Raw genomic sequence first — 24,791 nt, forward strand, 5'->3', positions numbered from 1 at the left:
GGCACCTTTCGTACCGCTGCCGGAAGGCCGTCTGTGTCCTCTGCTACTCCCGTCCAGTCCGCGCCTGAGACCGACACCGTCCTGGTCGTCGACTTCGGTGCCCAGTACGCCCAGCTCATCGCCCGACGGGTGCGTGAGGCCAGGGTCTACAGCGAGATCGTGCCGAGCAGCATGCCGGTCGCCGAGATGCTCGCCAAGAACCCCAAGGCGATCATCCTCTCCGGCGGCCCCTCGTCGGTCTACGAGGACGGCGCCCCGCAGCTGGACCGCGCGATCTTCGAGGCCGGCGTGCCGGTCTTCGGCATGTGCTACGGCTTCCAGCTGATGGCCAAGACGCTCGGCGGCACCGTCGACAACTCCGGTGCCCGGGAGTACGGCCGCACCCCGCTGGTCGTCTCGCGCACCGGCTCGACCCTGTTCGAGGGCGTCCCGGCCCAGCACTCGGTGTGGATGTCGCACGGCGACGCCTGCTCGGCGGCCCCGGAGGGCTTCACCGTCACCGCCTCCACCGACGTGGTGCCGGTCGCGGCCTTCGAGAACGACGAGGCCCGGCTCTACGGCGTCCAGTACCACCCCGAGGTGCTGCACTCGGACCACGGCCAGCAGGTCCTGGAGCACTTCCTGTACCGCGGCGCCGGCCTCGCCCCCACCTGGACCACCGGCAACGTGGTCGAGGAGCAGGTCGCGCTGATCCGCGCCCAGGTCGGCGACAAGCGCGCCATCTGCGGCCTGTCCGGCGGCGTCGACTCGGCGGTCGCGGCCGCCCTGGTCAACAAGGCCATCGGCTCCAAGCTCACCTGCGTCTACGTCGACCACGGTCTGATGCGCAAGGGCGAGACCGAGCAGGTCGAGAAGGACTTCGTCGCCGCCACCGGCGTGCAGCTGAAGGTCGTCGACGCCAAGGAGCGCTTCCTCACCGCGCTGAAGGGCGTCAGCGACCCGGAGGAGAAGCGCAAGATCATCGGCCGGGAGTTCATCCGGGTCTTCGAGCAGGCGCAGGCCGAGATCGTCGCCGAGGCCGGCGAGCACGGCGAGTCGGTCGACTTCCTCGTCCAGGGCACCCTGTACCCGGACGTGGTGGAGTCCGGCGGCGGCACCGGCACCGCCAACATCAAGTCCCACCACAACGTCGGCGGCCTGCCCGAGGACCTGCAGTTCTCGCTGGTCGAGCCGCTGCGCAAGCTGTTCAAGGACGAGGTCCGGATGGTCGGCCAGGAGCTGGGCCTGCCGGAGGAGATCGTCCAGCGCCAGCCGTTCCCGGGCCCGGGCCTGGGCATCCGGATCGTCGGCGAGGTCACCGAGGAGCGGCTGGACCTGCTCCGCGAGGCCGACGCGATCGCCCGCGAGGAGCTGACCGCGGCCGGCCTGGACCGCGAGATCTGGCAGTGCCCGGTGGTCCTGCTCGCGGACGTCCGCAGCGTCGGCGTCCAGGGCGACGGCCGTACCTACGGTCACCCGATCGTGCTGCGTCCGGTGTCCTCCGAGGACGCCATGACCGCCGACTGGTCGCGTCTGCCGTACGACGTGCTCGCCCGCATCTCCACCCGGATCACCAACGAGGTCCCCGACGTCAACCGCGTCGTGCTGGACTGCACCAGCAAGCCGCCGGGCACCATCGAGTGGGAGTGAGCACTCCCCGCCCCGGCCGGTCCTGAACCGGTTCTGAACGACCGTGCCGCCGCTCCCGTACCGGGGAGCGGCGGCACGGTCGTTCCGTGTCCACGGGCACCCGGCGGGTGGGCCCTCCCACCGAAAGCGTTCACGACCGGGCAGAATGCGTCCGGACCTGTCAGGCGGTGACGGGCCGGCGAGGAAGGTGTGGGGAATGTCGGAGGCCAGCAGCTCCGTGGCGGCCGGGCCGGGTCCGGCCGCCAGCATCGGCGACGGTACGGCCGGACCGCCCCCGGGTGCCGGCGAGGGTTCGGGACCGGCGGGCAGAACCGGGCGGGTCGCCGCCTGGAAGGCGGCCGGCTCGCGGCTCGCGCTGCTGCCGCTGCGGCTCTTCCTCGGGGTCACCTTCGTCTACGCGGCGCTCGACAAGCTCTCCGACAGCCACTACCTGGCCGGCGCCGGCGACCCGGCCTCCTTCGTCTCGCAGACCCGTGCCGCCAAGGGCTCCAGCCCGATCTCCTTCCTGCTCGGCCCGGCCCTCGACCACCCCACGCCGTTCGCCCTGCTGGTGGCCTTCGGCGAGCTGGCGGTGGGCCTGGGCACCCTGCTCGGCCTCTGGGGCCGGCTCGCCGCCGCCGGCGGGGCCCTGATCGGCCTCAGCCTCTGGCTCACCGTCAGCTGGAACGTCTCGCCCTACTACCTCGGCAACGACCTCGTCTACCTGATGGCCTGGACGCCGCTGCTGCTGGCCGGCACCCCCTACCTGTCGGTGGACGGCTACCTCGCCCGGCGGTCCGGCCGGGACCGGCTCCGCGGCCTGCACGAGGACCACGTCCGGCGGCGGGCCCTGATGGACGGCGGCATCGCGGCCGTGGCGATGGGCGGGGCCGGGCTGCTCGCCGGCTCGCTGACCGCCACCTTCGGGCGGGACGAGCCCGCCGCGAAGGCGAAGCAGCCCGCGGCCCCGGCGCCGGCCGGCCCGCCCGTCACGGTGGACGCCGCGAGCGTCCCGGTCGGCGGTTCGGCCCAGGTCAAGGACCCGGCCAGCGGTGACGCGGTCTACGTGGTGCAGCCCAAGGCGGGCCAGTACTGCGCGTTCTCCTCGGTCTGCACCCACTCCGGCTGCGCCGTCGACGCGCCGAAGAACGGTCAGCTGTACTGCCCGTGCCACGGCTCCCGGTTCGACGCGGCGACCGGGGCGGTGCTGAACGGGCCGGCCACCAAGCCGCTGCCGAAGTACCGGGTCACCAAGGAGGGCGACAAGCTGCGCCTGGGGCCGCCGGAGAGCTGACGGCCCGCCGGGGGCCGGTCCTGAGGGGATCGGACCTGCGGGGATCGGCTCCGCGGGGACCGCTCCTGCCGGGGTCAGTCCTGCCGGGGCTCCTCCGGCCGGGAGCGGCGGACCGCCGCCGCCACCGCCCCGGCCAGGCCGCCCAGGCCCAGCACGATGAAGGTGACCGGGATGACGATCCGGCCGTTCACCGAGACGTCGTTCACCGCCGCCACCAGGTAGAGCACCGCGATCACGGTGAACAGGCCCCCCGCGATCAGCGAGAAGAGATCGAGCTGGTGCTTCCTCACTTCTGGACCACCTTGATGTTGCCGAGCCCGATCCGCAGCGCGAGGTCGAGCGTTCCCTTGGATGTCTGTCCGTTCGCCGGCAGCACCTGGTAGCTGCGCTTGCCCGGGCCGTCGTCGGGGCCGTCGAGGCCCGGCACCCGGACCTGGCCCAGGCCGACCTCGGCCCGTACGTTCACCGTCACGTCCGGGGGCACCGTCACGGTCAGGTCCCCGGCGCCGAGTTCCACCTCGGTGGCCAGGGTCGCGCCGGCCGGGTCGAGCCCGCCGAGGTCCAGCCGTGCCGAGCCGATCCCCAGCGTGTACTTCGGCTCCAGCTCGACCGCCGTGACGGCCGTCCAGGAGCGCTCGCCGAGCAGGTTCTGCGCCGAGACCGAGGACTGGCCGATCGCGGTCAGCGCGACCGTCAGCAGCACACCCGGGACCACCAGCCGGCGGGCCCGGCCGAACTTGGCGCCGAGCAGCAGGGTCAGACCGATCACCAGCAGCGCCGTCGCCAGCACAGTGCCGGCCGCCACGGCCGTCCCGCCGTCCGCCGAGGCGGACCAGACCGCGCTGGCCGCGCCCACCGCCAGCAGCAGGCCGATCAGGCCGAGCGGGGAGCGCTCGCGCCGGTGCACCACCACGGGCGGGCGCGGCGCGGGCGGCGGGGTCGGGCCGGTCTCCTTGCGCAGCGGGTCGCCCTGCGGCAGGTCGGCCCGCTGCCACCAGGGCCGGGCCGGGGTGCCGTACGGCGGGGCCGGGGTGCCGTACGGCGGCGCGGGCGGGGCCGGCGGGGCCGGTGCCTCCCCGCCGTACGGGTTGCGCTCGGGGTGGCGCGGGTCCCACAGGTAGCCGGTCGGACCGGCGTGCGGGGTGTCGGCGGGGACGGTGCCGGCGGCCCGTTCCCGGGCGTGCCGGGCCCGGGCGTCCGCGTCGTCCTCCTCCGGCGGCCAGCGGTAGCCGCTCGCGGCGGCCCCGGCGTCCGGTCCGGCGTCCGGGAACCAGCGGTCGTACGGGCCGCCGGGCCGGTCGCCCGCGCCGTGGAGGTGCGGGTGCCCGAAGCCGTGGCCGTGGCGGCGGTTGCGCCGGCCCCGGATCCGGCCGCGCCGGCGCTCCGGGTCGTAGCGGACGGCGAGGAACACCATCCCGCCGAGCAGCAGCAGCGGGAACAGCTGGTCGCCGTCGCCCATCGAGGAGAAGAAGACGCCGGTGCCGATCACGGTCAGCAGCACCGCGCCGACCGACTGGCCGTCCACCCGTCCGGTGAGCACCCGCTGGAGCTCGGTGCGGCCGGAGCGCCCGCCGCCCTTGCCGTCCGGGCCGGCCTCGGTCGGCACGATCAGCCAGGCGAGTCCGTAGAGGAAGAGGCCGAGACCGCCGGAGAGGCAGAGCACGACCGTGACGACGCGGAACACCACCGGGTCGATGTCCAGGTGCCGGCCGAGACCGCCGCAGACGCCGGCGACCACGCGGTGGCGCTCGGCCCGGGTCAGCGGCGGCCGGTCGGGGGCGGGCCGGGTACCCGGCCCGGCCTCGTGGAGCTCCTCGGTGCGGTGGTCTTCGGTCATGCCACCATCCTGGTGGGTGCCGGAGCCGGGCCCAACCGGTCCTGCCCCTGCTCGGACCCTGACTTGTCCCTGAGAAGGGTCAGGGCTTCACCCTGATGCGTGCGGGTCCGCCCGCGTGGAACGATCGGTGCCGTGGCAGCACCCGGTTCCGATCCCCGTCCCCTCGCCCCCGAGCCCGCGTCGGCCGGGGGTGCCGACCCGTCCGTTCCCGGCGACGGGAAGCCGCCGTACCGCCGGCTGTACCGCAGCCCGCAGGGGCGGATGCTCGGCGGCGTCGCGCACGGACTGGCCGTGCACCTCGGACTGCCCGTCAGCTGGGTGCGGATCGCCTTCGTGGTGCTGTTCTTCGCCCAGGGGCTCGGCGGGCTGCTGTACGCGGCGTTCTGGTTCGTGGTGCCGATCGGCATCGGTGAGCCGGCCCGGCGCGGCGGCGGCCCGCACTGGCTGTACGTCAACGGCACCTTCGTCCCGGTGGGTGCCGGGACGGTGGGCGGCGGGGAGCTGAGCAAGGGCGGCGGCCGGCGCGGCGGGGAACCGGACGAGGACGGCGGCCGGCGCGGCGGCTGGATCGGCCGGATGCGCGAGGTCCTGCAGCACACCTTGCGCGGCGAGCCCGTCGAGCTGGGCGAGGGGCCGGCGGCCGCGGCGCCCGGCACCCCGTCCGCCGGTACGGGTACGGGCACCGGCGCGGGCCAGCGGCAGGGCGGTCTCGGCCAGCTGGCCGCCCTGGTGATGCTGGTGATCGGCGTGATCGCGCTGCTCAACGCGCTCAATGTGCAGACCGCCAAGCCGTACACCTGGCCGCTGCTGGCGATCGGCGTCGGGGTGGCGCTGGTCTGGCGGCAGGCCGACGACTCGCGCTGGCAGCGCTGGTTCGGCCTGGAGGAGGGCGAGAAGCGGCGCGGCGCCTTCACCCGGGTCGGCGCGGGCGTGCTGCTGGTGGTGGCCGGCATCATCGCCTTCCTCGCCACCCAGGGCAGCGGCTCGACCATCGGCTCGGTGGTCGAGGCCTCGCTGGCGGTGCTCGCGGGTGTGCTGGTGCTGGTGGGCCCGTACGCGCTGCGGATGTGGCAGGACCTCGGCGCCGAGCGCACCGCCCGCATCCGGGCCCAGGAGCGCGCCGAGATCGCCGCCCATGTGCACGACTCGGTGCTGCACACGCTGACCCTGATCCAGCGCCGGGCCGAGGACCCCAAGGAGGTGCTGCGGCTCGCCCGGGCCCAGGAGCGCGAACTGCGGCTGTGGCTCTACCGCCCCGAGGCGGTCGCGGAGGCGGCGCCGGACACCATGGCGGAGAGCCTGCGGGCGGTGGTCGCCGAGGTCGAGGACCGGCACGGCGTCCCGGTCGAGGTGGTGGTCGTCGGCGACTGCCCGATGGACGACCGGATCGCGGCCCAGATGCAGGCCGCGAGGGAGGCGACCGTCAACGCGGCCAAGTACGGTGGCGGGGGACCGGTCCAGGTCTACGCCGAGGTCGAGGGGAGGACCGTGATGGTGTTCGTCCGCGACCACGGACCCGGCTTCGACCCGGACACGGTGCCGGAGGACCGGATGGGCGTACGCGAGTCGATCCTCGGCCGGATGAAGCGCAACGGCGGCACCGCACGGGTGCGGCCCGCGCCGGACGGCGGGACCGAGGTCGAGCTGGAGATGGAGAGGGCCAATGACTGAGGCAGCGCCGGAGCGCCGAGCGAGGGTCGTCCTGGTGGACGACCACCGGATGTTCCGGACGGGGGTGAGGGCCGAGATCGGGCGCACCGAGACGACCGGCATCGATGTGGTGGGCGAGGCCGACGACGTGGAGTCCGCGGTCCGGGTGGTGGCCGAGACGCGGCCCGACGTGGTGCTGCTGGACGTCCACCTGCCCGGCGGCGGCGGGGTCGAGGTGCTGCGGCGCTCGGCCGGGCTGATGGGCGAGCAGGGGGGCGTGAAGTTCCTGGCGCTCTCCGTGTCGGACGCGGCCGAGGACGTGATCGGCGTGATCCGCGGCGGGGCGCGCGGCTACGTGACCAAGACGATCACCGGGACCGACCTGGTCAACGCGATCTTCCGGATCGGCGACGGCGACGCGGTCTTCTCGCCGCGGCTGGCCGGGTTCGTGCTGGACGCCTTCGCGGCGACCGACACCCCGCCGGTGGACGAGGACCTGGACCGGCTCACCCAGCGCGAGCGCGAGGTGCTGCGGCTGATCGCCCGGGGCTACGCCTACAAGGAGATCGCCAAGCAGCTGTTCATCTCGGTGAAGACGGTGGAGAGCCACGTCTCGGCGGTGCTGCGCAAGCTCCAGCTGAGCAACCGGCACGAGCTGACCCGCTGGGCGACCGCCCGCCGGCTGGTCTGACCGCTCCCGCTCCGGCCGTCGGCGGCCCGCACGGCCCGGCCCGCTCCGCCCGGTCCTGTCAAGGGCCGGGCGGGGTTGTCGGTGGGTGGCCATAGACTCGTCATTGCCATGAATAGCCTCTTTGACGACCTCCCGCTCCCCGGTTTCGAGGCCCCTGCCGCCGGGTCGAAGCAGCCCGCGCCGCCGATCGACGAGGAGCCGCCGCCGTACGGGGACGACGTCCCGTACGACGCCTTCGAGGAGGCGATCCCCGAGGGGCTGTTCCACACCGACCACGCCGCCCAGGCCGAGCGGGACGCGTTCTACCGCAACGGCGCCGCCCGCCCGGTGATCGACCCGGCGGCGCTGCTGGAGGGCATGAACGACCCGCAGCGCGAGGCCGTGCTCCACGCCGGCTCGCCGCTGCTGATCGTGGCCGGCGCCGGCTCCGGCAAGACCAGGGTGCTCACCCACCGGATCGCCCACCTGCTCGGCGCCCGCGGCGTGCAGCCCGGCGAGATCCTGGCGATCACCTTCACCAACAAGGCGGCCGGCGAGATGCGCGAGCGCGTCGAGCAGCTGGTCGGCCCGCGCGCCCGGGCGATGTGGGTGTCCACCTTCCACAGCGCCTGCGTGCGGATCCTGCGCCGCGAGTCCAAGCTGCTCGGCTTCACCTCGTCGTTCTCGATCTACGACTCGGCCGACTCGCAGCGGCTGATGGCCCTGGTCTGCCGCGACCTCGACCTGGATCCGAAGCAGTACCCGCCGAAGTCCTTCACCTCGAAGGTCAGCAACCTCAAGAACGAGCTGATCGACGAGGAGACCTACGCCGACCAGGCCGCCAACCCGATGGAGAAGAAGCTCGCCGAGGCGTACTTCCTCTACCAGCGGCGGCTGCGCGAGGCCAACGCGCTCGACTTCGACGACATCATCATGACGACGGTGAACCTGCTCCAGGCCTTCCCCGACGTCGCGGAGCACTACCGGCGGCGGTTCCGGCACATCCTGGTCGACGAGTACCAGGACACCAACCACGCCCAGTACATGCTGGTCCGCGAGCTGAGCGGCGGCGCGGTCGCCGCCGCGCCGAAGCGCACCGTCGACGGCGACCTCGTCGACCCGGCGGCCGGCCGGCTCGCCGAGGTGCCGCCCGCCGAGCTGTGCGTGGTCGGTGACGCGGACCAGTCGATCTACGCCTTCCGCGGCGCGACGATCCGCAACATCCTCCAGTTCGAGGAGGACTACCCGAACGCCACCACGATCCTGCTGGAGCAGAACTACCGCTCCACCCAGACCATCCTGAGCGCGGCCAACGCCGTCATCGAGCGCAACGCCAACCGGCGCGCGAAGAAGCTCTGGACGGCCGGCGACGACGGCGAGAAGGTGGTCGGCTACGTCGCGGACGACGAGCACGGCGAGGCCCAGTTCATCGCCGACGAGATCGACCGGCTCACCGACGCGGACGCGGCCAAGCCGGGGGACGTCGCGATCTTCTACCGCACCAACGCGCAGTCCCGCGTCTTCGAAGAGGTGTTCATCCGGGTCGGCCTGCCGTACAAGGTCGTCGGCGGGGTGCGCTTCTACGAGCGCAAGGAGGTCAAGGACGTCCTTGCCTACCTGCGGGTGCTGTCCAACCCCGAGGACACCGTGCCGCTGCGCCGGATCCTCAATGTGCCCAAGCGCGGCATCGGCGAGCGTGCCGAGGCGATGATCGACGCGCTGGCCGCGCGCGAGCGGATCTCCTTCGCGCAGGCGCTGCGGCGGGTGGACGAGGCGTACGGCATGGCCGCGCGCTCGGCGAACGCGGTGAAGAAGTTCAACGAGCTGATGGCCGGGCTGCGCCAGGTCGTCGAGTTCGGGGCGGGCCCGGCCGCGGTGCTGGAGGCGGTGCTGGAGGAGACCGGCTACCTGGCCGAGCTCCAGGCCTCCACCGACCCGCAGGACGAGACCAGGGTGGAGAACCTCCAGGAGCTGGCCTCGGTCGCCCTGGAGTACGAGCAGGACCCGGGCGAGCGCCCGGACGCGGGGGAGGACGGCGCGCCGCCGGTCGGCTCGCTGCCCGACTTCCTGGAGCGGGTCGCGCTGGTCGCCGACTCCGACCAGATCCCGGACGGGGACGACGAGGGGCGGGGCGTCATCACGATGATGACCCTGCACACCGCCAAGGGCCTGGAGTTCCCGGTGGTCTTCCTGACCGGCATGGAGGACGGCATCTTCCCGCACATGCGGGCGCTCAACCAGGTCAAGGAGCTGGAGGAGGAGCGGCGGCTCGCCTACGTCGGGCTCACCCGGGCGCGGCAGCGGCTCTACCTGACCAGGTCGGTGCTGCGCAGCGCCTGGGGGCAGCCGGCGTACAACCCGGCCTCGCGGTTCCTGGAGGAGATCCCGGAGACGCTGGTGGAGTGGAAGCGCACGGGGGGCGCCCCGGCGCCGGCCGCGCGCGGCTTCTCCTCGGGGTCGTCCTGGGGCGGGAGGTCCTCGGGCGGCTCGGGCGGTTCGGGCGGTTCGTCGCGCGGGGGCTCCGCGCGCGGTGCGGCGGCGGCCTCGCCGAAGGCGGGCTGGGGGCAGTCGGCGCGCCGGACGGGCGCGGCGGTGGAGCGTGAGGTGGTCGCGCTGGCGGTCGGCGACCGGGTCACCCACGACACCTTCGGCCTGGGCACGGTGGTGGCCACCGCCGGGGTCGGCGACAAGGCGCAGGCCACCGTGGACTTCGGTACGGAGGGCCGTAAGCAGCTGCTGCTGCGCTACGCGCCGGTGGAGAAGCTCTGAGTCGGGCCGAGGCGGCATGAGCCGGAGTCGGTCTGTGCCCGGGTCGGTCTGAGCCGGTCGGGGTTGCTCGGCCCGCGCTGCCTCAGCGCGGGTCGAGGCCCTGGGCGAGGAACCAGGGCAGGGGGTCGACGGGGGCGCCACCGTCGGCCGGGCGGATCTCGAAGTGCAGGTGCGGGCCGGTGCTGTTGCCGCTGCTGCCGACGAAGGCGATGACGTCGCCCGCCTTCACCGCGCCCTTGCGGATCTTGTAAGACCGCAGGTGGCAGTACCAGGCCTCGGTGCCGTCGGCCATCTTGAGTATCGTCATGTAGCCGTACGAAGGGTTCCACTGGGTCCGGACGGTGCCGTCCGTGACGGCCATGACGGCGGTGCCGCCGTCCACCGGGAAGTCGATGCCGGTGTGCCGCTTCGCCCAGTGGGTGCCGGCCGCGCCGAAGACCTCGCCCAGGCCGTGCTGGGCCACCGGCATCGCGATCCTGGGGCGCTCCGGCGGGGCCTGGTCGGTCGTGGTGACCTGGGCGGCCGACTGCCCGGCGGGGTCGGCCCCGCCCTGGGTGCCGGTGAGCGGCTGGCGGGCGTCGCCCCGGGAGGCCTGGGCGCCGCCGCCGGAGGCGAGCGCCTGCTGGGCGGCCCCGGCGGCCTCGGCGCGCTGGGCCTCGGCGTTGTCCGGGGCGCCGGCGGCGGTGGTCTGCTCGGGGATCCGTCCGGCCGCCTGGGCCCGCTGCTGGTCGGCCTCGCCCTGGACGGTGACGGCGGCCGCGGCCGCGACACCGAGCGCGGCCACCGAGGGCAGCGCGACCCGCAGCAGCGCCGTCCGGGTGGCGGCCTTGGCGGCGTCGCGGCGCTGGGCCCGGGACTGCTCGCGGGCGGCGACGCGCAGTTCCGCACGGGTCGGGCGAGGTGCGGCTTCGGGAGCCATCGCGGCTGCCTCCTCGGGCGCGTCGTCGGGCGAGGGGGTAAACGACCGAGACTGTAGCCGCAAGCCGGACATCCGGACAAAAGTCCGGTTGTCAAGGGGCTGTGGGCGTGCGGTTGCGGGGTAGAACAGGGGAGGGGCGGCGGGTGCCTGTGATTTTCCCCTCCTCTTGAGGGGCGGCGGGCCCAACCGGGACGGGTGACGCTAACCTCCCCTCAGATTGGTTATTGCTCGTTAACTCCGCCCCATGCCCACAAGGTGCCGGCGGGGTGATGGACGACGAGGTCCAGGAGGCAGTGATGGGTGTGTCAGGACCGATCCGCGTGGTGGTCGCCAAGCCGGGACTGGACGGGCACGACCGAGGCGCCAAGGTCATCGCGCGCGCCCTGCGCGACGCCGGCATGGAGGTCATCTACACCGGCCTGCACCAGACGCCGGAGCAGGTGGTCGACACCGCGATCCAGGAGGACGCGGACGGCATCGGCCTGTCGATCCTGTCCGGCGCGCACATGAGCCTGTGCACGCGGGTGCTGGAGCTGCTGAAGGAGCGGGACGCGGCGGACATCAAGGTGTTCTGCGGCGGGATCATCCCGCCCGAGGACATCGTCGAGCTGAAGGCGATGGGTGTCGCCGACATCTTCACCCCGGGCACGCCGACCACCGAGGTGGTCGCCTGGGTCACGGCCAACCTGCGCGCCGCCGGCTGACGGCCGGGCCGGGGCCGGGCACGTCGTCCGGCCCCGATCCGTCCGGCCCCGATCCGTTCGCGCCGGGTCCGTTCGCCCGGGCTGCTTCGCGCCGGGTTGGGTCGGGCCCGGGTCAGGCCGCCAGCTCGGCGAGCATCGCCTCGCGGAAGCGCAGCGTCCCGGCCAGCCGGGCGAAGGTCTCGCCCCACGCGGTGGCGGGCGCGGCCCCGGCGGCCAGTTCCTCGACCGCCCCGGCGGCCGTCGGCGAGAGCGCCCGCTCGGTCATGCCGAGCACCCCGCTGTGGCTCCACGGGTAGGCCCCGGAACCGGCGGCCCGGGCCAGGGCCCCGACCACGGCGGTGGAGAGCGGCGGCGTCCACGGGGTGGCGCAGGCCCCGAGCAGTTGGAAGGCGTCCCCCAGTCCGTGCGCCTCGACGAAGGCGGCCGTCCAGGCGGCCCGTTCGGCGGGCGGGAGCACCGCGAGCAGCTTGGCCGGGGCACCGGTGGTGCGGGCCGTCCGCCCGGGACCGGGAACGGGCGGGGGGCCGAGCAGGGCACGCGCCCAGTCCGGGTCCTGCTGGCGGACGGCGGCCCGGGCCCAGGCCTCGCGCAGGTCGTCGGCCCAGGTGCTGCTGGTCTCGTCGATGGCGTCGCCGACCCGCAGGCCGAGCAGCCGCTCGGGCGTCAGACCGGTGTGCGCGGACCACAGGGCCAGCGGCGCGGCGGCGATCACCTCGCCGAACCACCAGGCCCGTTCGCCGCGCCCGGTCGGCGACTTGGGCGGTATGCCGTCGCGCTGCATGGCCGGGTCGCAGGCGGTGGGCGGGGTGACCAGCAGATGGGTGCCGTGCTCGGAGAGCCGGACGGCGGCGCGGGCGCGCTCGCCCATCCGGGCGGCCAGGGCGGAGCCGGGCAGGGTGGAGAGCAGCTCGGCGGCGGTGGCCCGGACGTTCTTGCTGCGGTCGCCGAGCGCGGCCTCCAGGAACGGTTCGTCGGCGGGGGAGAGGCCCTCCTGGAGGGCGTCCAGGAACAGCAGCCGGTCCTCGGCCCGCTCGGTGGGCCAGGTGCCGCGCAGCAGCGCGAGGCCGGCCGCCGGGTCGCGGCGGCGGAGCAGGGTGAGATGGGTGACCCGCTCGGCGAACAGGCCCTCGTGCCAGAGCTGGTCGCCCTCGGCGGGGGCGGTGTCCGCCGCCGGTGCGGGTGCCCGGGCGGCGCGCTGCACGAACCGCCAGTCCGGGTTGCGCTCGGCGAGCCAGTGGCCGAGCGGACCGGCCAGCGCGACCGCGTCCGGGCGGAGTTCGCTGCGGGCGCGGGCGGCGTCCAGCAGGGCGGGGACGCTCGCGGCGGGCGCGCGGTAGCCGCGGTCGCGGGCGGTGGCGAGCCACTGCGGGAGCAGCTCGCCGAGGTTGGCGAGCACGCCCCCGCCGGTGCCGCGGGTGGAGAGCAGCAGCGAGAGCCGGCGGGCGGCCGCGGCGGGCAGCTCGGTCCGGTGGTCCTCGGCGGCCGGGGCGGCGGGCGTGCCGTCCGCCGGGGCGGGCAGCGCGCCGGCCCGGCGGCGGACCGTCTCCAGGGCGGCGAGTTCGAGCAGTGCGGTGGCCGGGTCGGCGCGGTCGACGGCGCCGTCGTACGGGGCGGCCGGGCCGGGCGCGGGGAGCGGGCGGCGGTCGGTGCCCAGCAGGGCGGCGGTCTGCAGGGACTCCCAGGGGTCGGGCACGGGGCCTCCTCCGGTGGAACGGGTCGGGTCGGACGTCGGGTCGGAACTCGGCCCGGGTGTCGGTTCGGACGCCCGGCCGGGTCGGTCGGGCAGGTCGGGCAGGTCGTGCGGGCGGGCTGGTTCAGGGCGCGGTGAGGCCGATCGGGCGGCCGTCCGCGCCCCAGGCGGTGACCGGGGCGAAGCCCTGGTGGCCGTACTCGCCGAAGACGGTGAGCGGCCGGCCGGTGGAGACGGCGGCGAGCCGCCAGAGCGCGGCCTCGGTGACGGCCGCGCGGTGCACCGGGGCGGTGTGCCGGCCGTCGGTGAGCTGCCAGCCCTCCGGGGAGAGCACCGGCACGACCCCGGTGAGCACGGTCGGCCAGGCGTCCAGCCACGGGTCGTCGGCCACCGCGGTGCCGTAGCCGGCCACCGCCTCGGCGACGCTCAGGCCGGGCGGCGGGCCGTCCGGCGCGGCCCCGGGAGCGCCGTAGCGGGTGCCGAGGGCGGCCCGCAGCGGGCGGGCGCCGGGGTGGAAGGCCAGCTCGGCCTCGACCACCTGGCCGGTGGGCAGGGCGAGTTCGGGGGCCTGTCCGGGGCGGCCGAAGGCGATCAGCAGGGCCTGGCGGCCGGTCTTGGCGCCGCGCAGCCAGAGCCGACGGGTGGTCAGCCGCTCGTCGGCGCCGCCCTCCATCGGCGAGGTACGGCTGCCGAGCACCTGCCAGCGGTCCCGGACCGTGGGGCCGGCCAGCAGCTCGGCGGTTTCGGTGGTGTAGCCGACCCGGGCGCGCACGGTCGCGGCGAGCGGCGCGGGCAGCTCGTCGAGGCGGGTCGCGGCGGTGGCGAGCAGGTGCAGCATCGCGTACTCCTCCAGCAGCCGGTGCTGCGGCAGCGCGTCCAGCTCGCGGACCCTGGTGGCCAGACCGGGCGCCTGGGCGTCGACCATGCGGGCCGCGACCTCCTCCCAGGGGCCGGTGGCGGAGCGGTCGGCGAGGCCGTGCCGGACCCGGTCGGCGAGCCGCAGCCGCAGCTCGGCGGCGCCGGCCGCGACCCGGGCGGAGCGCTTCCCGGCACGGCGGAGGGCGGCGGCCGGGTCGGCCGGGGCCGCTGCCCGCCCGGCCCGCTGCTCGGACCGCTCCTGGCGCTCCTTCAGCCACTCGGCGGCCCAGTCGGCGGGCTCGGCGCCGTCCGGCACGGCATCGGGGGAGCCGCTCCAGAGCAGCAGCAGTCCGAGCGCGTGCTTGCACGGGAACTTCCGGCTCGGGCAGCTGCACCGGTAGGCGGGCGTGGCGAGTTCGACGACCGTGCGGTACGGCGTGCTGCCGCTGCCCCGGCACTCGCCCCAGACCGCGTCGCCGTCGGTGCCCGCGGCGGACCAGGGCGCGGACGTGGAGAGCTTGCCCGCGGCCTTCCGCGAGGCGGCGTCGGGCGCCAGGGACAGGACGTGTTCGGTGCTCCAGCGTTCCTCCATGCCGACGACGTTAGGTGCCGGGACTGACAGTCGAGCCGGCCTCCGGGCGAACCGAACTGAGGTCCGGTCAGGATTGTCAGTGGTCCGGTGCAGGCTGGTTCTCGCAGGCCGGGACGCCGATCCGGCTCCCCCCGACCACCCCGCCGCCCGGGCATCCGTGTGCCCGGAGGGCCGACCCGAAGGGGCCCCGATGACCGACCTCGTGACCGATGTCCTGCGGCAGCACGCGGAGGACGCGTTCGCCGCCGAGCTGGCCGCGCTCGCGGCCCGGGACGACCGTCCGCGCCCGGAGCGCTGGCGGCTCTCCCCGTGGGCCGTCGCCACCTACCTGCTGGGCGGCGAGCTGGACGACGGCACCGTGATCACGCCCAAGTACATCGGCCCGCGCCGGGTGGTGGAGGTCGCCGTGACCACGCTCGCCACCGACCGGGCGCTGCTGCTGCTCGGGGTGCCGGGCACCGCCAAGACCTGGGTGTCCGAGCACCTGGCGGCGGCGATCAGCGGCGACTCCACGCTGCTGGTGCAGGGCACCGCCGGCACCCCGGAGGAGGCGGTCCGCTACGGCTGGAACTACGCCCGGCTGCTCACCGACGGGCCCAGCCGGGAGGCGCTCGTCCCCTCGCCGCTGATGCGGGCGATGGCGGACGGCCGGATCGCCCGGGTCGAGGAGCTCACCCGCATCCCGGCGGACGTCCAGGACAGTCTGATCACCATCCTGTCCGAGAAGACCCTGCCGATCCCGGAGCTGGGCACCGAGACCCAGGCCGTGCGCGGCTTCAACGTCATCGCCACCGCCAACGACCGCGACCGGGGGGTCAACGAGCTGTCCAGCGCGCTGCGCCGGCGCTTCAACACCGTGGTGCTGCCGCTGCCCGCCTCGCTGGAGGAGGAGGTCGAGATCGTCACCCGCCGGGTCGAGCAGCTCGGCCGTTCGCTCCAGCTGCCCGAACTGCCCGGCGGCGCCCAGGAGATCAGGCGGGTGGTGACCGTCTTCCGGGAGCTGCGGGCCGGCCTCACCGCCGACGGCCGGACGAAGGTGAAGACCCCGAGCGGCACCCTGTCCACCGCCGAGGCCATCTCGGTGGTCACCAACGGCATGGCGCTCGCCGCGCACTTCGGCGACGGCGTGCTGCGGGCCGGCGACGTCGCGGCCGGGGTGATCGGCGCCGTGGTCCGCGACCCGGCCGCCGACCAGCAGATCTGGCGCGAGTACGTCGAGGGCGTGGTCCGCGAGCGGGACGGCTGGCAGGACTTCTACCGCGCCGCCCGTGAGAACGCCCGCTGAGCCGCAGGACCGCAGGACTCGCCGACGACCGGAGGGAGGGCGCGATGAGCGCAGAGGTGACGCTGTTGGGCGTACGGCACCACGGGCCGGGCTCGGCCCGCGCGGTGGCGGCCGCGCTGGAGCGGCTGCGGCCGGACGCGGTCCTGGTGGAGGGACCGCCGGAGGCCGAGCCGATCCTCGGGCTGGCCGCCGCGAAGGACATGGTGCCGCCGGTCGCCCTGCTGGCCCACGCGGCCGACGACCCGGCGCGGGCCGCGTTCTGGCCCTACGCGGAGTTCTCGCCGGAGTGGGTGGCGATCCGGCACGCCGTCGACCGAGGGGTGCCGCTCCAGTTCATCGACCTGCCGGCCGGGCACTCCTTCGCGGAGGGCGGGGCGGGCGGTGTCGAGGAGGAGGACGCCGACCTGCCGCGCGACCCGATCGCCCGGCTCGCCGAGGCGGCCGGCCACGACGACCCCGAGCGCTGGTGGGAGGACGTCGTCGAGCACCGCCGCCCCGCCGACGGCGAGGACGCGCTCGCGCCGTTCGCGGCCGTCGCCGAGGCGATGGCGGTGCTGCGCGAGGACGGCGGGGCGAGCCTGCGCGACCGGCAGCGCGAGGCGTACATGCGCGGCCGGATCCGCGCCGCCCGCCGGGCCGGCCACCGCCGGATCGCGGTGGTCTGCGGGGCCTTCCACGTCCCCGCGCTGGCGGAGACGCCGACCGTGGCCCAGGACCGGGCGCTGCTCGCCGGGCTGCCGAAGAAGGTGCGGACCGAGATCACCTGGGTGCCCTGGACGCACCGCCGGCTCTCCCAACTGGCCGGCTACGGCGCCGGGATCGTCTCCCCGGGCTGGTACCACCACCTGCACCGGACGGACGGCGACCCGCTGCCCGGCTGGCTCACCCGGGCCGCCGGCCTGCTCCGTGCCGAGGACCACCCGGTCTCCTCCGCGCACGTCATCGAGGCGGTCCGGCTGGCCCGCGCCCTCGCCGGGCTGCGCGGCCGCCCGCTGGCCGGGCTCACCGAGACGCTGGACGCCGTCCGCGCGGTGATGTGCGAGGGCTCGGACGTCGCCCTCGCGCTGGTCCAGGACCGGCTGGTGATCGGCGACGCGCTCGGCTCGGTACCCGAGGAGGCGCCCGCCGTCCCGCTCCAGCGCGACCTCGCCCGGCTCCAGCGCACCCTGCGGCTGAAGCCCGCGCCCGAACCGCGCGACCTCGACCTCGACCTGCGCAAGGAGACCGACGCGGCCCGCTCCCGGCTGCTGCACCGGCTGCGGCTGCTGGGCGTCGACTGGGGCGTGCCGGTCCGCTCCCAGGTCGCCTCCACCGGCACCTTCCGGGAGAGCTGGCGGCTCTGCTGGCAGCCCGAGTTCGCCGTCCGGATCGCCGAGGCCGCCCAGTGGGGCACCACGGTCGAGCGGGCCGCCGTCGGCAAGGCCGTCGGCACCGCCCGGGCGGCGGCCGAACTCGCGGAGCTCACCGGGCTGGTGGAAACCTGCCTGGTGGCCGACCTGGCCGAGGCGCTGCCCGCCGTGATGCGGGTGCTCGCCGACCTCGCCGCGCTGGACACCGATGTCGCCCACCTGGCCCGCGCCCTGCCCGCGCTGGTCCGCGCGCTGCGGTACGGCGACGTCCGGGGCACCGACCACGGCGCCCTGGGCGAGGTCGCCGACGGGCTCGCCGACCGGATCCGGGTCGGCCTGCCGCCCGCCTGCACCGGCCTGGACGCCGCCGGCGCCGCCGTGATGCGCGCCCACCTCGACGAAGTGCACGGCGCGATCGGCCTGCTGGGCGGCGACGGCCTCGCCGACCGCTGGGCCGGCACGCTGCGGTCGCTCGCCCGGCGCGAGCCCTCCGGCGGACCGGCCACCGGCGTGCCCGGGCTGCTGCGCGGGCGGGCCGTCCGGCTGCTGCTGGACGACGGCCGGCTGGATCCGGCGGAGGCCGGGCGGCGGCTCGGCCTGGTGCTCTCCACCGCCGGCAGCCCGGTGGACGCGGCCGGTTGGATCGAGGGCTTCCTGTCCGGCGGCGGCACGCTGCTGCTGCACGACCCCCGGCTGCTGGGCCTGCTCGACTCCTGGCTGACCGGCGTCCCGGCGGCGGTCTTCACCGATCTGCTGCCGCTGCTGCGCCGCACCTTCGCCACCCTGGAGGCCGGGGTCAGACACACCGTCGGCAGCCGGGTGGCGGCCGGTCCGCTCGACTCCGGCGACACCGAACCGGCCTCGGCGGCCGCCGAGGTGGACCTCGCCCGGGCCGCCGCCGCGCTGCCGGTGGTCGCGCTGCTGCTCGGCCTGCCGGACGGCGCCGAGGTCGGACCCGGCACCGCGGTCGGGTCCGGGTCCGGGGCCGCCCCCGGCGCGGACCGCCCGAGGATCCCCCGGCAGGCCGGGGGCCGCGACACCTGACGGCCACCGGCCACCCCCTCCCGTCCCGCAGACCGCACCCAGAGGAGCCCCCGATGGCCGCCGGCACCCCCTTGACCCCCACCACCCCCGCCGACGAGCGGCTGCGCCGCTGGCGGCTGGTCCTCGGCGGCGAGGCCGACGGCACCGGCCGCGCCCTGCACGGCCGGGACGCCGCGATGGACGGCGCGCTCGCCGCGCTCTACCGGGGCGCCGCCGAGGAGGGCCGGGCCGGGCAGCCGCGCTCCGGGCGCCGCACCGCGGGCCTGGGCGGCTCGGCCCCGCAGGTGGCCCGCTGGCTGGGCGACATCCGCGAGTACTTCCCCGCCACCGTCGTCCAGCTGATGCAGCAGGACGCGATCACCCGGCTCGGGCTGGAGCAGCTGCTGCTGGAGCCGGAGATGCTGGAGGCCGTCGAGCCGGACGTCCATCTGGTCGCCACCCTGCTCTCGCTCAAGCACGCGCTGCCCGAGACCACCAGGGAGACCGCCCGCGCGGTCGTCGGCACGGTGGTCGCCGAGCTGGAGCGCCGACTGGCCGACCGGACCAGGGCCACCCTCGGTGGCGCGCTGGACCGCAGCGCCCGGGTCGGCCGCCCGCGCCACCGCGACATCGACTGGGACCGCACCGTCCGGGCCAATCTGGGGAACTACCTGCCCGAGCACGGCACCGTCGTCCCCGAGCGGCTGGTCGGCTACGCCCGGGCCCGGCGCGCGGTGAAGAAGGACGTCGTCCTCTGTATCGACCAGTCCGGTTCGATGGCCGCGTCCGTCGTGCACGCGGCGGTGTTCGGCGCCGTGCTCGCCTCGATGAAGAGCCTGGACACCCGGCTGGTGGTCTTCGACACCTCGGTGGTCGACCTCACCGAGCAGCTCGCCGACCCGGTCGACGTGCTCTTCGCGACCCAGCTCGGCGGCGGCACCGACATCAACCGGGCGCTCGCCTACTGCCAGTCCCGGATCACCCGGCCGGCCGAGACGGTCGTCGTCCTGATCAGCGACCTCTACGAGGGCGGCATCCGGGACGGGATGCTCAAGCGGGTGGCCGCGATGAAGGCGGCGGGCGTCCAGTTCATCGCCCTGCTGGCGCTCTCCGACGAGGGTGCGCCGGCCTACGACCACGCGCACGCCGCCGCGCTGGCCGCCCTCGGCGCCCCGGCCTTCGCCTGCACCCCCGACGCCTTCCCGGAGATCATGGCGGCGGCGATCGGGAAGCGCCCGATCCCGGTGCCGGACCAGGGGGCGTGAAAGGGCGGCCCGCCCGGCGGCGGTGAGTGGCGCGAAAGGGCAGTCCGCCCGGCGGCAGTGCGGCGGAGCGAGTGGTGCGGAAGGCCGTCCGCCCGGCGGCCGTGGACGGAGGTGTCGGCCCGGCGCGCGCCGGTCTCACTCGTACGGGGGAACATGGGGCGTGGACGAGCAAACCCGCCGGTCCGAGCGCCCGGCGCACGCCCGCCGGGCTTTCTGTGACGGTTCTCACCAAAGACTGGCAGGCCCCGGGCGAAACAGGCCCGTCCGGCGGGGATAACCTGCCAGACGGACGTGACGCGCGTGTGAATTGACGTGTGCGCCCGTGGCTGTGTGGGCCGCAAGGCCGTACCTCTGCGTACCCGCACCGCCCCGACGACCCGCAGCGAAGATCCTGCCGTGGCACGCTCGTAGAGACACAATCCGCGACCACGAACAAGGACAAACACGTGGACCTGTTCGAGTACCAGGCGAGGGACCTCTTCGCCAAGCACGGTGTTCCCGTGCTTGACGGCGATGTCATCGAGACCCCCGAAGCGGCTCGCGCCATCGCCGAGCGCTTCGGCGGCCGCGCCGTCGTCAAGGCTCAGGTGAAGGTGGGAGGCCGAGGCAAGGCCGGCGGCGTGAAGCTCGCCGCCGACCCGGCGGACGCCGTCGCCAAGGCCGAGCAGATCCTCGGCATGGACATCAAGGGCCACACCGTGCACAAGGTGATGCTGGCCCAGACCGCGGACATCAAGGACGAGTACTACGTCTCGTTCCTGCTGGACCGCACCAACCGCACCTTCCTGGCCATGGCCAGCGTCGAGGGCGGCGTGGAGATCGAGGTCGTCGCGGAGGAGAACCCCGACGCGCTCGCCAAGATCCCGGTCGACGCCAACGAGGGCTGCACCCCGGAGAAGGCCGCCGAGATCGTCGCCGCGGCGAAGTTCCCGGCCGAGGTCGCCGACCAGGTCGCCGACGTCCTGCAGAAGCTGTGGACCGTCTTCATCAAGGAGGACGCCCTCCTCGTCGAGGTCAACCCGCTGATCAAGTCCGGTGAGGGCAAGATCATCGCGCTCGACGGCAAGGTCTCCCTGGACGAGAACGCCGAGTTCCGCCAGCCCGAGCACGAGGCGCTCGAGGACAAGGCCGCGGCCAACCCGCTGGAGGCCGCCGCCAAGGCCAAGGGCCTCAACTACGTCAAGCTCGACGGTGCGGTCGGCATCATCGGCAACGGCGCGGGTCTCGTCATGAGCACCCTCGACGTGGTCGCGTACGCCGGTGAGAAGCACGGCAACGTCAAGCCCGCCAACTTCCTCGACATCGGTGGCGGCGCCTCCGCCGAGGTCATGGCGAACGGCCTGGAGATCATCCTCGGCGACCCCGACGTCAAGTCGGTCTTCGTCAACGTCTTCGGTGGCATCACCGCGTGCGACGCGGTCGCCAACGGCATCGTGCAGGCGCTCGCGCTGCTCGAGGAGAAGGGCGAGGCGGTCACCAAGCCGCTGGTCGTCCGTCTCGACGGCAACAACGCCGAGCTGGGCCGGCAGATCCTGACCGACGCCAACCACCCGCTCGTCGAGCAGGTGGACACCATGGACGGTGCGGCCGACCGCGCCGCCGAGCTGGCCAACAAGTAAGGAAGGGGACTTTCACACCATGGCTATCTTCCTTACCAAGGACAGCAAGGTCATCGTCCAGGGCATGACCGGCTCCGAGGGCATGAAGCACACCCGCCGCATGCTCGCCTCCGGCACCCAGATCGTCGGCGGTGTCAACCCGCGCAAGGCCGGCACCACGGTCGACGTCGACGGCACCGAGGTGCCCGTCTTCGGCACCGTCGCCGAGGCCATCGAGAAGACCGGTGCCGACGTCACCGTCATCTTCGTGCCGCCGAAGTTCACCAAGGACGCCGTCGTCGAGGCCATCGACGCCGAGATCGGCCTGGCCGTCGTCATCACCGAGGGCGTCCCGGTGCACGACACCGCCGCGTTCTGGGCCTACGCCGGTTCCAAGGGCAACAAGACCCGGATCATCGGCCCGAACTGCCCCGGCCTGATCAGCCCCGGACAGTCGAACGCCGGCATCATCCCGGCCGACATCACCAAGGCCGGCAAGATCGGCCTGGTCTCGAAGTCCGGCACCCTGACCTACCAGCTCATGTACGAGCTGCGGGATATCGGCTTCTCCTCGGCCGTGGGCATCGGCGGTGACCCGGTCATCGGCACCACCCACATCGACGCCCTCAAGGCGTTCCAGGAGGACCCGGAGACCGAGCTCATCGTCATGATCGGTGAGATCGGCGGCGACGCCGAGGAGCGTGCCGCGGCCTACATCGCCGAGCACGTCACCAAGCCGGTCGTCGGCTACGTCGCGGGCTTCACCGCCCCGGAGGGCAAGACCATGGGCCACGCCGGCGCCATCGTCTCCGGCTCCTCGGGCACCGCCCAGGCGAAGAAGGAGGCCCTCGAGGCCGCCGGTGTCAAGGTCGGCAAGACGCCGTCCGAGACCGCCCGCCTGGCCCGTGAGCTGTTCAAGGGCTGACGCCCCCCGCTCGCGCACAGCGCCCCCGCACCGGCCTCGCCGGTGCGGGGGCGCTGTCGTTCCCGGAGCGGCTCCGGTGCCGGGGTCAGCGCGGTTGCCGGTGCTCCGCCGGGCAGGGGCGCAGCACCCAGGACGCGCAGCCGGGGGGTTCCGGGGCCACCACGGCCGGCGGCGGCAGCGCCACCCCGGCCCGCCCGCCCGCCGGCGGCCGGTACGGCCCGTCCGTGCGGGGCGGCGGCGGATCCACCACGACCGGCTCCAGCCCCGGCGTCGGCGAGCACCAGAGGCTCTGGATCCCGGACGGCGCCCCCTCCGGGAGCAGCGGCAGCAGGGCCTCCGGCTCGGTCGCGAGCGTCGGCACCGGAGCGCAGAGCACCGGCGGCGGCGGATCCGACGGCCGGAACAGCTCGCCCGGCCCGCCCCCCGCTAGCGTCGCCGCCACCGCGCCGCCGACGGCCACCGTCAGCAGCGCCGCCGCTCCCGTCCGGCCCGCGTGCACCAGCCCCTGCCGGGCCCGCAGCAGCGGCACCGGCGGCCGGTGCGGCTCCGGCGCCCCGCGCACCGCGGCCCGGTGCAGCAGCCCTGACAGCCGGTCCGCGAACCCGTCCGCCGCCGGATCCGGCCCCACCAGGTCCGGGACCCACTGCGCCAGTGCCGTCCGCGCCGCCCACACCCGCCCCTCGGCGGCCGCGACCGTGGACTCCACCTCCAGCGCCACCGCGGCGGCCGGCAGCCCCAGGCCGTCGTGCAGCACCAGCGCCCGGCGCTGCGGCCGGGAGAGCCGGCGCAGTGCCTTGAGCAGGGCCCGGTCCCGGTCGGTGAGGCGGTCGTGGTCCGGCAGCACCGCCTGGCCCTCGTCCGCCGGCCGCACCTTGATCCGCCGGTGCGGCAATCGCCACACATGCGCCCGCCGGGGCCCGCCGCGGTGCCAGGGGGACAGCGCCAGTTCGAACGCCCGCATCCGCACCCACTGCTCGGGCTCGGCCCCGGCGGCCACCTCCGGCCAGTGGCGGCGCGCCTCGCCGAACGCCCGGCCGACGCAGTGCACCGCCCGGTGCTTGCACGCGGTGAGCAGGAACACCTGCTGCACCAGCCGGGTGTGCCCCGCCTCGTACACCTCCTCGAACACCGCCGGCGGGCGTACGCCGGTGACGGGGGCCGGTGCCGGTCCGGTCCGGGCTCCGGGCTCGGCCGTCACGCTTGTCGGGCGGGGCTCGGGGCCCTTGCCCGTCCGCGTCGGCCGCGCGGGCGCGGGTGCGGGTGCGGGCGCGGTGCCGGACGGCTGTGCGGCGGTGGCCTCGGCCGCGGCGACCACGCCCGGCCGGGTCCGGGTGGGCTTCGGATCCAGGCCGGGCGTCACGGGCGTGCCCGGCGTGGCGTCCTGGGCCGCCGCCGCCGTCGGCGGTCGGCCGGTGCGCGCGGGTCCTGCCGTCGGCGCGGCCGGTCGGCGGCCGTCGCCATCCGCCCTGGCCTTCGCCGCAGCCGCAGCCGCAGCCGCAGGCGGAGCCGAAGCTGACGCCGGATCCGCAGAACCCGTCGGAGCCGAAGCCGACGAGGCACCCGTCCCCGCCCCCGCCCCCGGGGGAGTCGGCAGCAGCGCGGCGAGAGCGGCGATCTCGGCCTGGGTGCGGGTGCCCAGCTTGCGCAGGGCGCGGTGCTGGTAGCTGCGGGCGGTGGTGGGGGTGACGCCCAGTGCGGTGGCGGTCTCGGCGAGGTCCCGGCCGGCCGCGAGGTGGGCGAACGCCTCGGTCTCACGGGCCGTCAGTCGGCGCAGCAGTGCCGTCGCGTCCGCGTCCGGCATCCCCCCGCCGTTCTGCGCGGCCCCGTCCGCTCCGGTGGTGGTGCCGGTCCGGCCCCGGCCGCCCTTGCGCTTTCCGGGGCGCGCCTTCCCGCCGCGGTTCGGCGAGGCGGACGCGGCGGCGGGTGCGGCGGGAGGCGCGGGCTGGGTGCCGGTGCGGGCGGCGGTCGGGGGCTTGGTCATCAGACGCTCCGGGCCGGATCGGTCGCGGCGGTGAGAGGGCATGGTCTGAAAATGCGCATAAGCCAATAATCTGGGACACCCCGGCGGTTTGCCTCTTCACGGAGCATGGCGAGTCGCCTTGGCACGATGAGGCCCATGACGCAGCTGACGGGTCGTCCGATTCTGGAAGCGCCGGGCGAACTGGGGGCCAGGCCCGTCCTCTCCGCCCTGCTCACCGGGGTCCGGACGGCCCTGCTAGGGCTGTCGGTGGTCACCGTTCCGGTGCTCGGGCTCTGGGTGGTGACCCCGTTCGCGGACGACGGCGCGGCCGGGGCGCTGCGGCTGGCGTCCGCGTTGTGGCTGCTGGGGCACGGTGCGCCGGTGCTGCGCGGGCCGGCCGCGGTGCCGCTTTCGGTCGCACCGCTGGGGCTCGGGCTGCTGGCGGTGGGCCAGTTGTACCGGGCGGCCGGCCGGGTGGCGGCGCGCGCCGCGGGGCGGCCGGGGGGCCGCGGCGGGGTCCCGGCGGTCTGGGCGGGCTACTGCGCGGTGGCGTGCGCGGTGGTGGCGCAGTGCGCGGGGGCGGGGGAGTTCCGGGCCCGGGTGGTGGTCGACCTCGCCGTGGTCGCGCTGGTGGCCGGGGCGGCGGTGGCGGCCGGTGCGCGGCGGCCGGGGGCGGCCCCGGCCGGGGTGGAGGCCCTGGAACGGGTCCTGGCCGGGTTGCCGGCGGAGGTTCGGCCGACCGGCGGCGCGCCGGTGGTCCGGGTGGCCGCGCTGGCGGCCGGGGCGGGGCTGCTG

General features: G+C 75.3%; 18 protein-coding genes and 1 pseudogene. 13 read left to right on the forward strand and 6 right to left on the reverse strand.

The window, feature by feature from the left end:
• Window positions 1–33: 33 nt before the first annotated feature.
• The 3 genes and pseudogenes from guaA (at window position 34) to ADK60_RS46950 (ending at window position 2,902) form a co-directional block, all read left to right on the forward strand.
• Window positions 34–1,629: a glutamine-hydrolyzing GMP synthase gene (gene guaA, locus ADK60_RS25760; protein WP_045937776.1), complete on the forward strand. Its 1,596-nt coding sequence runs from the start codon at window positions 34–36 to the stop codon at window positions 1,627–1,629.
• A 196-nt stretch (window positions 1,630–1,825) separates the two neighbouring features.
• A pseudogene (locus ADK60_RS46945) lies at window positions 1,826–2,419 on the forward strand (DoxX family membrane protein); the annotation flags it as partial.
• 69 nt (window positions 2,420–2,488) lie between these two features.
• Entirely contained in the window at window positions 2,489–2,902 is a 414-nt protein-coding gene (locus tag ADK60_RS46950; RefSeq protein WP_233290269.1) for a QcrA and Rieske domain-containing protein, read from the forward strand.
• Between the two features lie 74 nt (window positions 2,903–2,976).
• Here ADK60_RS46950 and ADK60_RS25770 read toward each other — a convergent pair whose 3' ends face one another.
• Entirely contained in the window at window positions 2,977–3,192 is a 216-nt protein-coding gene (locus tag ADK60_RS25770) for a hypothetical protein (protein WP_045937775.1), read from the reverse strand.
• Window positions 3,189–4,739 carry a PspC domain-containing protein gene (locus tag ADK60_RS25775; protein WP_053649156.1) on the reverse strand — a complete coding sequence of 517 codons (1,551 nt, stop codon included), beginning with the start codon at window positions 4,737–4,739 and terminating at the stop codon, window positions 3,189–3,191. The genes ADK60_RS25770 and ADK60_RS25775 overlap by 4 nt, the downstream gene beginning before the upstream one ends.
• 132 nt (window positions 4,740–4,871) lie before the next feature.
• Here ADK60_RS25775 and ADK60_RS25780 point away from each other — a divergent pair, with 132 nt between their 5' ends.
• From ADK60_RS25780 to pcrA, 3 genes are all read left to right on the forward strand, one after another.
• Window positions 4,872–6,410, forward strand: coding sequence for a PspC domain-containing protein (locus tag ADK60_RS25780; protein WP_502687457.1), 1,539 nt, complete (start codon window positions 4,872–4,874; stop codon window positions 6,408–6,410).
• The gene (locus ADK60_RS25785) at window positions 6,403–7,080 is read left to right on the forward strand and encodes a LuxR C-terminal-related transcriptional regulator (RefSeq protein ID WP_045937772.1); all 678 of its coding nucleotides are present in this window, start codon (window positions 6,403–6,405) and stop codon (window positions 7,078–7,080) included. Before ADK60_RS25780 ends, ADK60_RS25785 begins: the two co-directional genes overlap by 8 nt.
• A gap of 108 nt (window positions 7,081–7,188) precedes the next feature.
• The gene (pcrA, locus tag ADK60_RS25790; protein WP_053649158.1) at window positions 7,189–9,828 is read left to right on the forward strand and encodes a DNA helicase PcrA; all 2,640 of its coding nucleotides are present in this window, start codon (window positions 7,189–7,191) and stop codon (window positions 9,826–9,828) included.
• A gap of 82 nt (window positions 9,829–9,910) precedes the next feature.
• Here the strand turns inward: pcrA and ADK60_RS25795 are convergent, their stop codons facing one another.
• Window positions 9,911–10,747, reverse strand: coding sequence for a M23 family metallopeptidase (locus tag ADK60_RS25795; protein ID WP_053649159.1), 837 nt, complete (start codon window positions 10,745–10,747; stop codon window positions 9,911–9,913).
• A gap of 296 nt (window positions 10,748–11,043) precedes the next feature.
• On the opposite strand from ADK60_RS25795, the gene icmB reads away from it, so the two are divergent.
• Window positions 11,044–11,451: a coenzyme B12-dependent isobutyryl CoA mutase small subunit gene (icmB, locus tag ADK60_RS25800; RefSeq protein ID WP_030393356.1), complete on the forward strand. Its 408-nt coding sequence runs from the start codon at window positions 11,044–11,046 to the stop codon at window positions 11,449–11,451.
• Between the two features lie 112 nt (window positions 11,452–11,563).
• Here the strand turns inward: icmB and ADK60_RS25805 are convergent, their stop codons facing one another.
• Both ADK60_RS25805 and ADK60_RS25810 read right to left on the reverse strand, forming a co-directional pair.
• Window positions 11,564–13,144: a DUF5691 domain-containing protein gene (locus ADK60_RS25805; RefSeq protein WP_053649161.1), complete on the reverse strand. Its 1,581-nt coding sequence runs from the start codon at window positions 13,142–13,144 to the stop codon at window positions 11,564–11,566.
• Between the two features lie 121 nt (window positions 13,145–13,265).
• Window positions 13,266–14,591: an SWIM zinc finger family protein gene (locus ADK60_RS25810; RefSeq protein ID WP_053649163.1), complete on the reverse strand. Its 1,326-nt coding sequence runs from the start codon at window positions 14,589–14,591 to the stop codon at window positions 13,266–13,268.
• A 190-nt stretch (window positions 14,592–14,781) separates the two neighbouring features.
• On the opposite strand from ADK60_RS25810, the gene ADK60_RS25815 reads away from it, so the two are divergent.
• From ADK60_RS25815 to sucD, 5 genes are all read left to right on the forward strand, one after another.
• Entirely contained in the window at window positions 14,782–15,876 is a 1,095-nt protein-coding gene (locus ADK60_RS25815; RefSeq protein WP_053649165.1) for an ATP-binding protein, read from the forward strand.
• Window positions 15,877–15,920: 44 nt separating this feature from the next.
• On the forward strand, window positions 15,921–18,269 hold the full coding sequence (locus ADK60_RS25820) for a DUF5682 family protein (protein ID WP_053649167.1): 2,349 nt from the start codon (window positions 15,921–15,923) through the stop codon (window positions 18,267–18,269).
• A gap of 53 nt (window positions 18,270–18,322) precedes the next feature.
• Window positions 18,323–19,513, forward strand: coding sequence for a VWA domain-containing protein (locus tag ADK60_RS25825; protein ID WP_053649169.1), 1,191 nt, complete (start codon window positions 18,323–18,325; stop codon window positions 19,511–19,513).
• Window positions 19,514–19,959: 446 nt separating this feature from the next.
• Window positions 19,960–21,132: an ADP-forming succinate--CoA ligase subunit beta gene (gene sucC / locus ADK60_RS25830; protein ID WP_053649171.1), complete on the forward strand. Its 1,173-nt coding sequence runs from the start codon at window positions 19,960–19,962 to the stop codon at window positions 21,130–21,132.
• Window positions 21,133–21,151: 19 nt separating this feature from the next.
• A complete protein-coding gene (sucD, locus tag ADK60_RS25835; RefSeq protein WP_030393363.1) occupies window positions 21,152–22,036 on the forward strand; it encodes a succinate--CoA ligase subunit alpha in 885 nt (294 codons plus the stop codon).
• 85 nt (window positions 22,037–22,121) lie between these two features.
• Here the strand turns inward: sucD and ADK60_RS25840 are convergent, their stop codons facing one another.
• Window positions 22,122–24,017 (reverse strand): LuxR C-terminal-related transcriptional regulator, encoded by a 1,896-nt coding sequence (locus ADK60_RS25840; RefSeq protein WP_053649173.1) that lies wholly within the window; start codon window positions 24,015–24,017, stop codon window positions 22,122–22,124.
• A 135-nt stretch (window positions 24,018–24,152) separates the two neighbouring features.
• On the opposite strand from ADK60_RS25840, the gene ADK60_RS25845 reads away from it, so the two are divergent.
• Window positions 24,153–24,791 (forward strand): cell division protein PerM (locus ADK60_RS25845; protein ID WP_286185304.1); only part of this gene is annotated, 639 nt, incomplete at its 3' end.

It is taken from the genome of Streptomyces sp. XY431 (assembly GCF_001279805.1).
GTDB lineage: Bacteria > Actinomycetota > Actinomycetes > Streptomycetales > Streptomycetaceae > Kitasatospora > Kitasatospora purpeofusca.

Excerpts from the sequence above, each read along its gene's own strand:
- ADK60_RS46950 (WP_233290269.1), top strand. The coding sequence starts at position 2,489 with ATGGGCGGGGCCGGGCTGCTCGCCGGCTCGCTGACCGCCACCTTCGGG.
- ADK60_RS25775 (WP_053649156.1), bottom strand. The coding sequence starts at position 4,739 with ATGACCGAAGACCACCGCACCGAGGAGCTCCACGAGGCCGGGCCGGGT.
- ADK60_RS25785 (WP_045937772.1), top strand. The coding sequence starts at position 6,403 with ATGACTGAGGCAGCGCCGGAGCGCCGAGCGAGGGTCGTCCTGGTGGAC.
- pcrA (WP_053649158.1), top strand. The coding sequence starts at position 7,189 with ATGAATAGCCTCTTTGACGACCTCCCGCTCCCCGGTTTCGAGGCCCCT.
- ADK60_RS25795 (WP_053649159.1), bottom strand. The coding sequence starts at position 10,747 with ATGGCTCCCGAAGCCGCACCTCGCCCGACCCGTGCGGAACTGCGCGTC.
- icmB (WP_030393356.1), top strand. The coding sequence starts at position 11,044 with ATGGGTGTGTCAGGACCGATCCGCGTGGTGGTCGCCAAGCCGGGACTG.
- ADK60_RS25810 (WP_053649163.1), bottom strand. The coding sequence starts at position 14,591 with ATGGAGGAACGCTGGAGCACCGAACACGTCCTGTCCCTGGCGCCCGAC.
- ADK60_RS25815 (WP_053649165.1), top strand. The coding sequence starts at position 14,782 with ATGACCGACCTCGTGACCGATGTCCTGCGGCAGCACGCGGAGGACGCG.
- ADK60_RS25820 (WP_053649167.1), top strand. The coding sequence starts at position 15,921 with ATGAGCGCAGAGGTGACGCTGTTGGGCGTACGGCACCACGGGCCGGGC.
- ADK60_RS25825 (WP_053649169.1), top strand. The coding sequence starts at position 18,323 with ATGGCCGCCGGCACCCCCTTGACCCCCACCACCCCCGCCGACGAGCGG.
- sucD (WP_030393363.1), top strand. The coding sequence starts at position 21,152 with ATGGCTATCTTCCTTACCAAGGACAGCAAGGTCATCGTCCAGGGCATG.
- ADK60_RS25840 (WP_053649173.1), bottom strand. The coding sequence starts at position 24,017 with ATGACCAAGCCCCCGACCGCCGCCCGCACCGGCACCCAGCCCGCGCCT.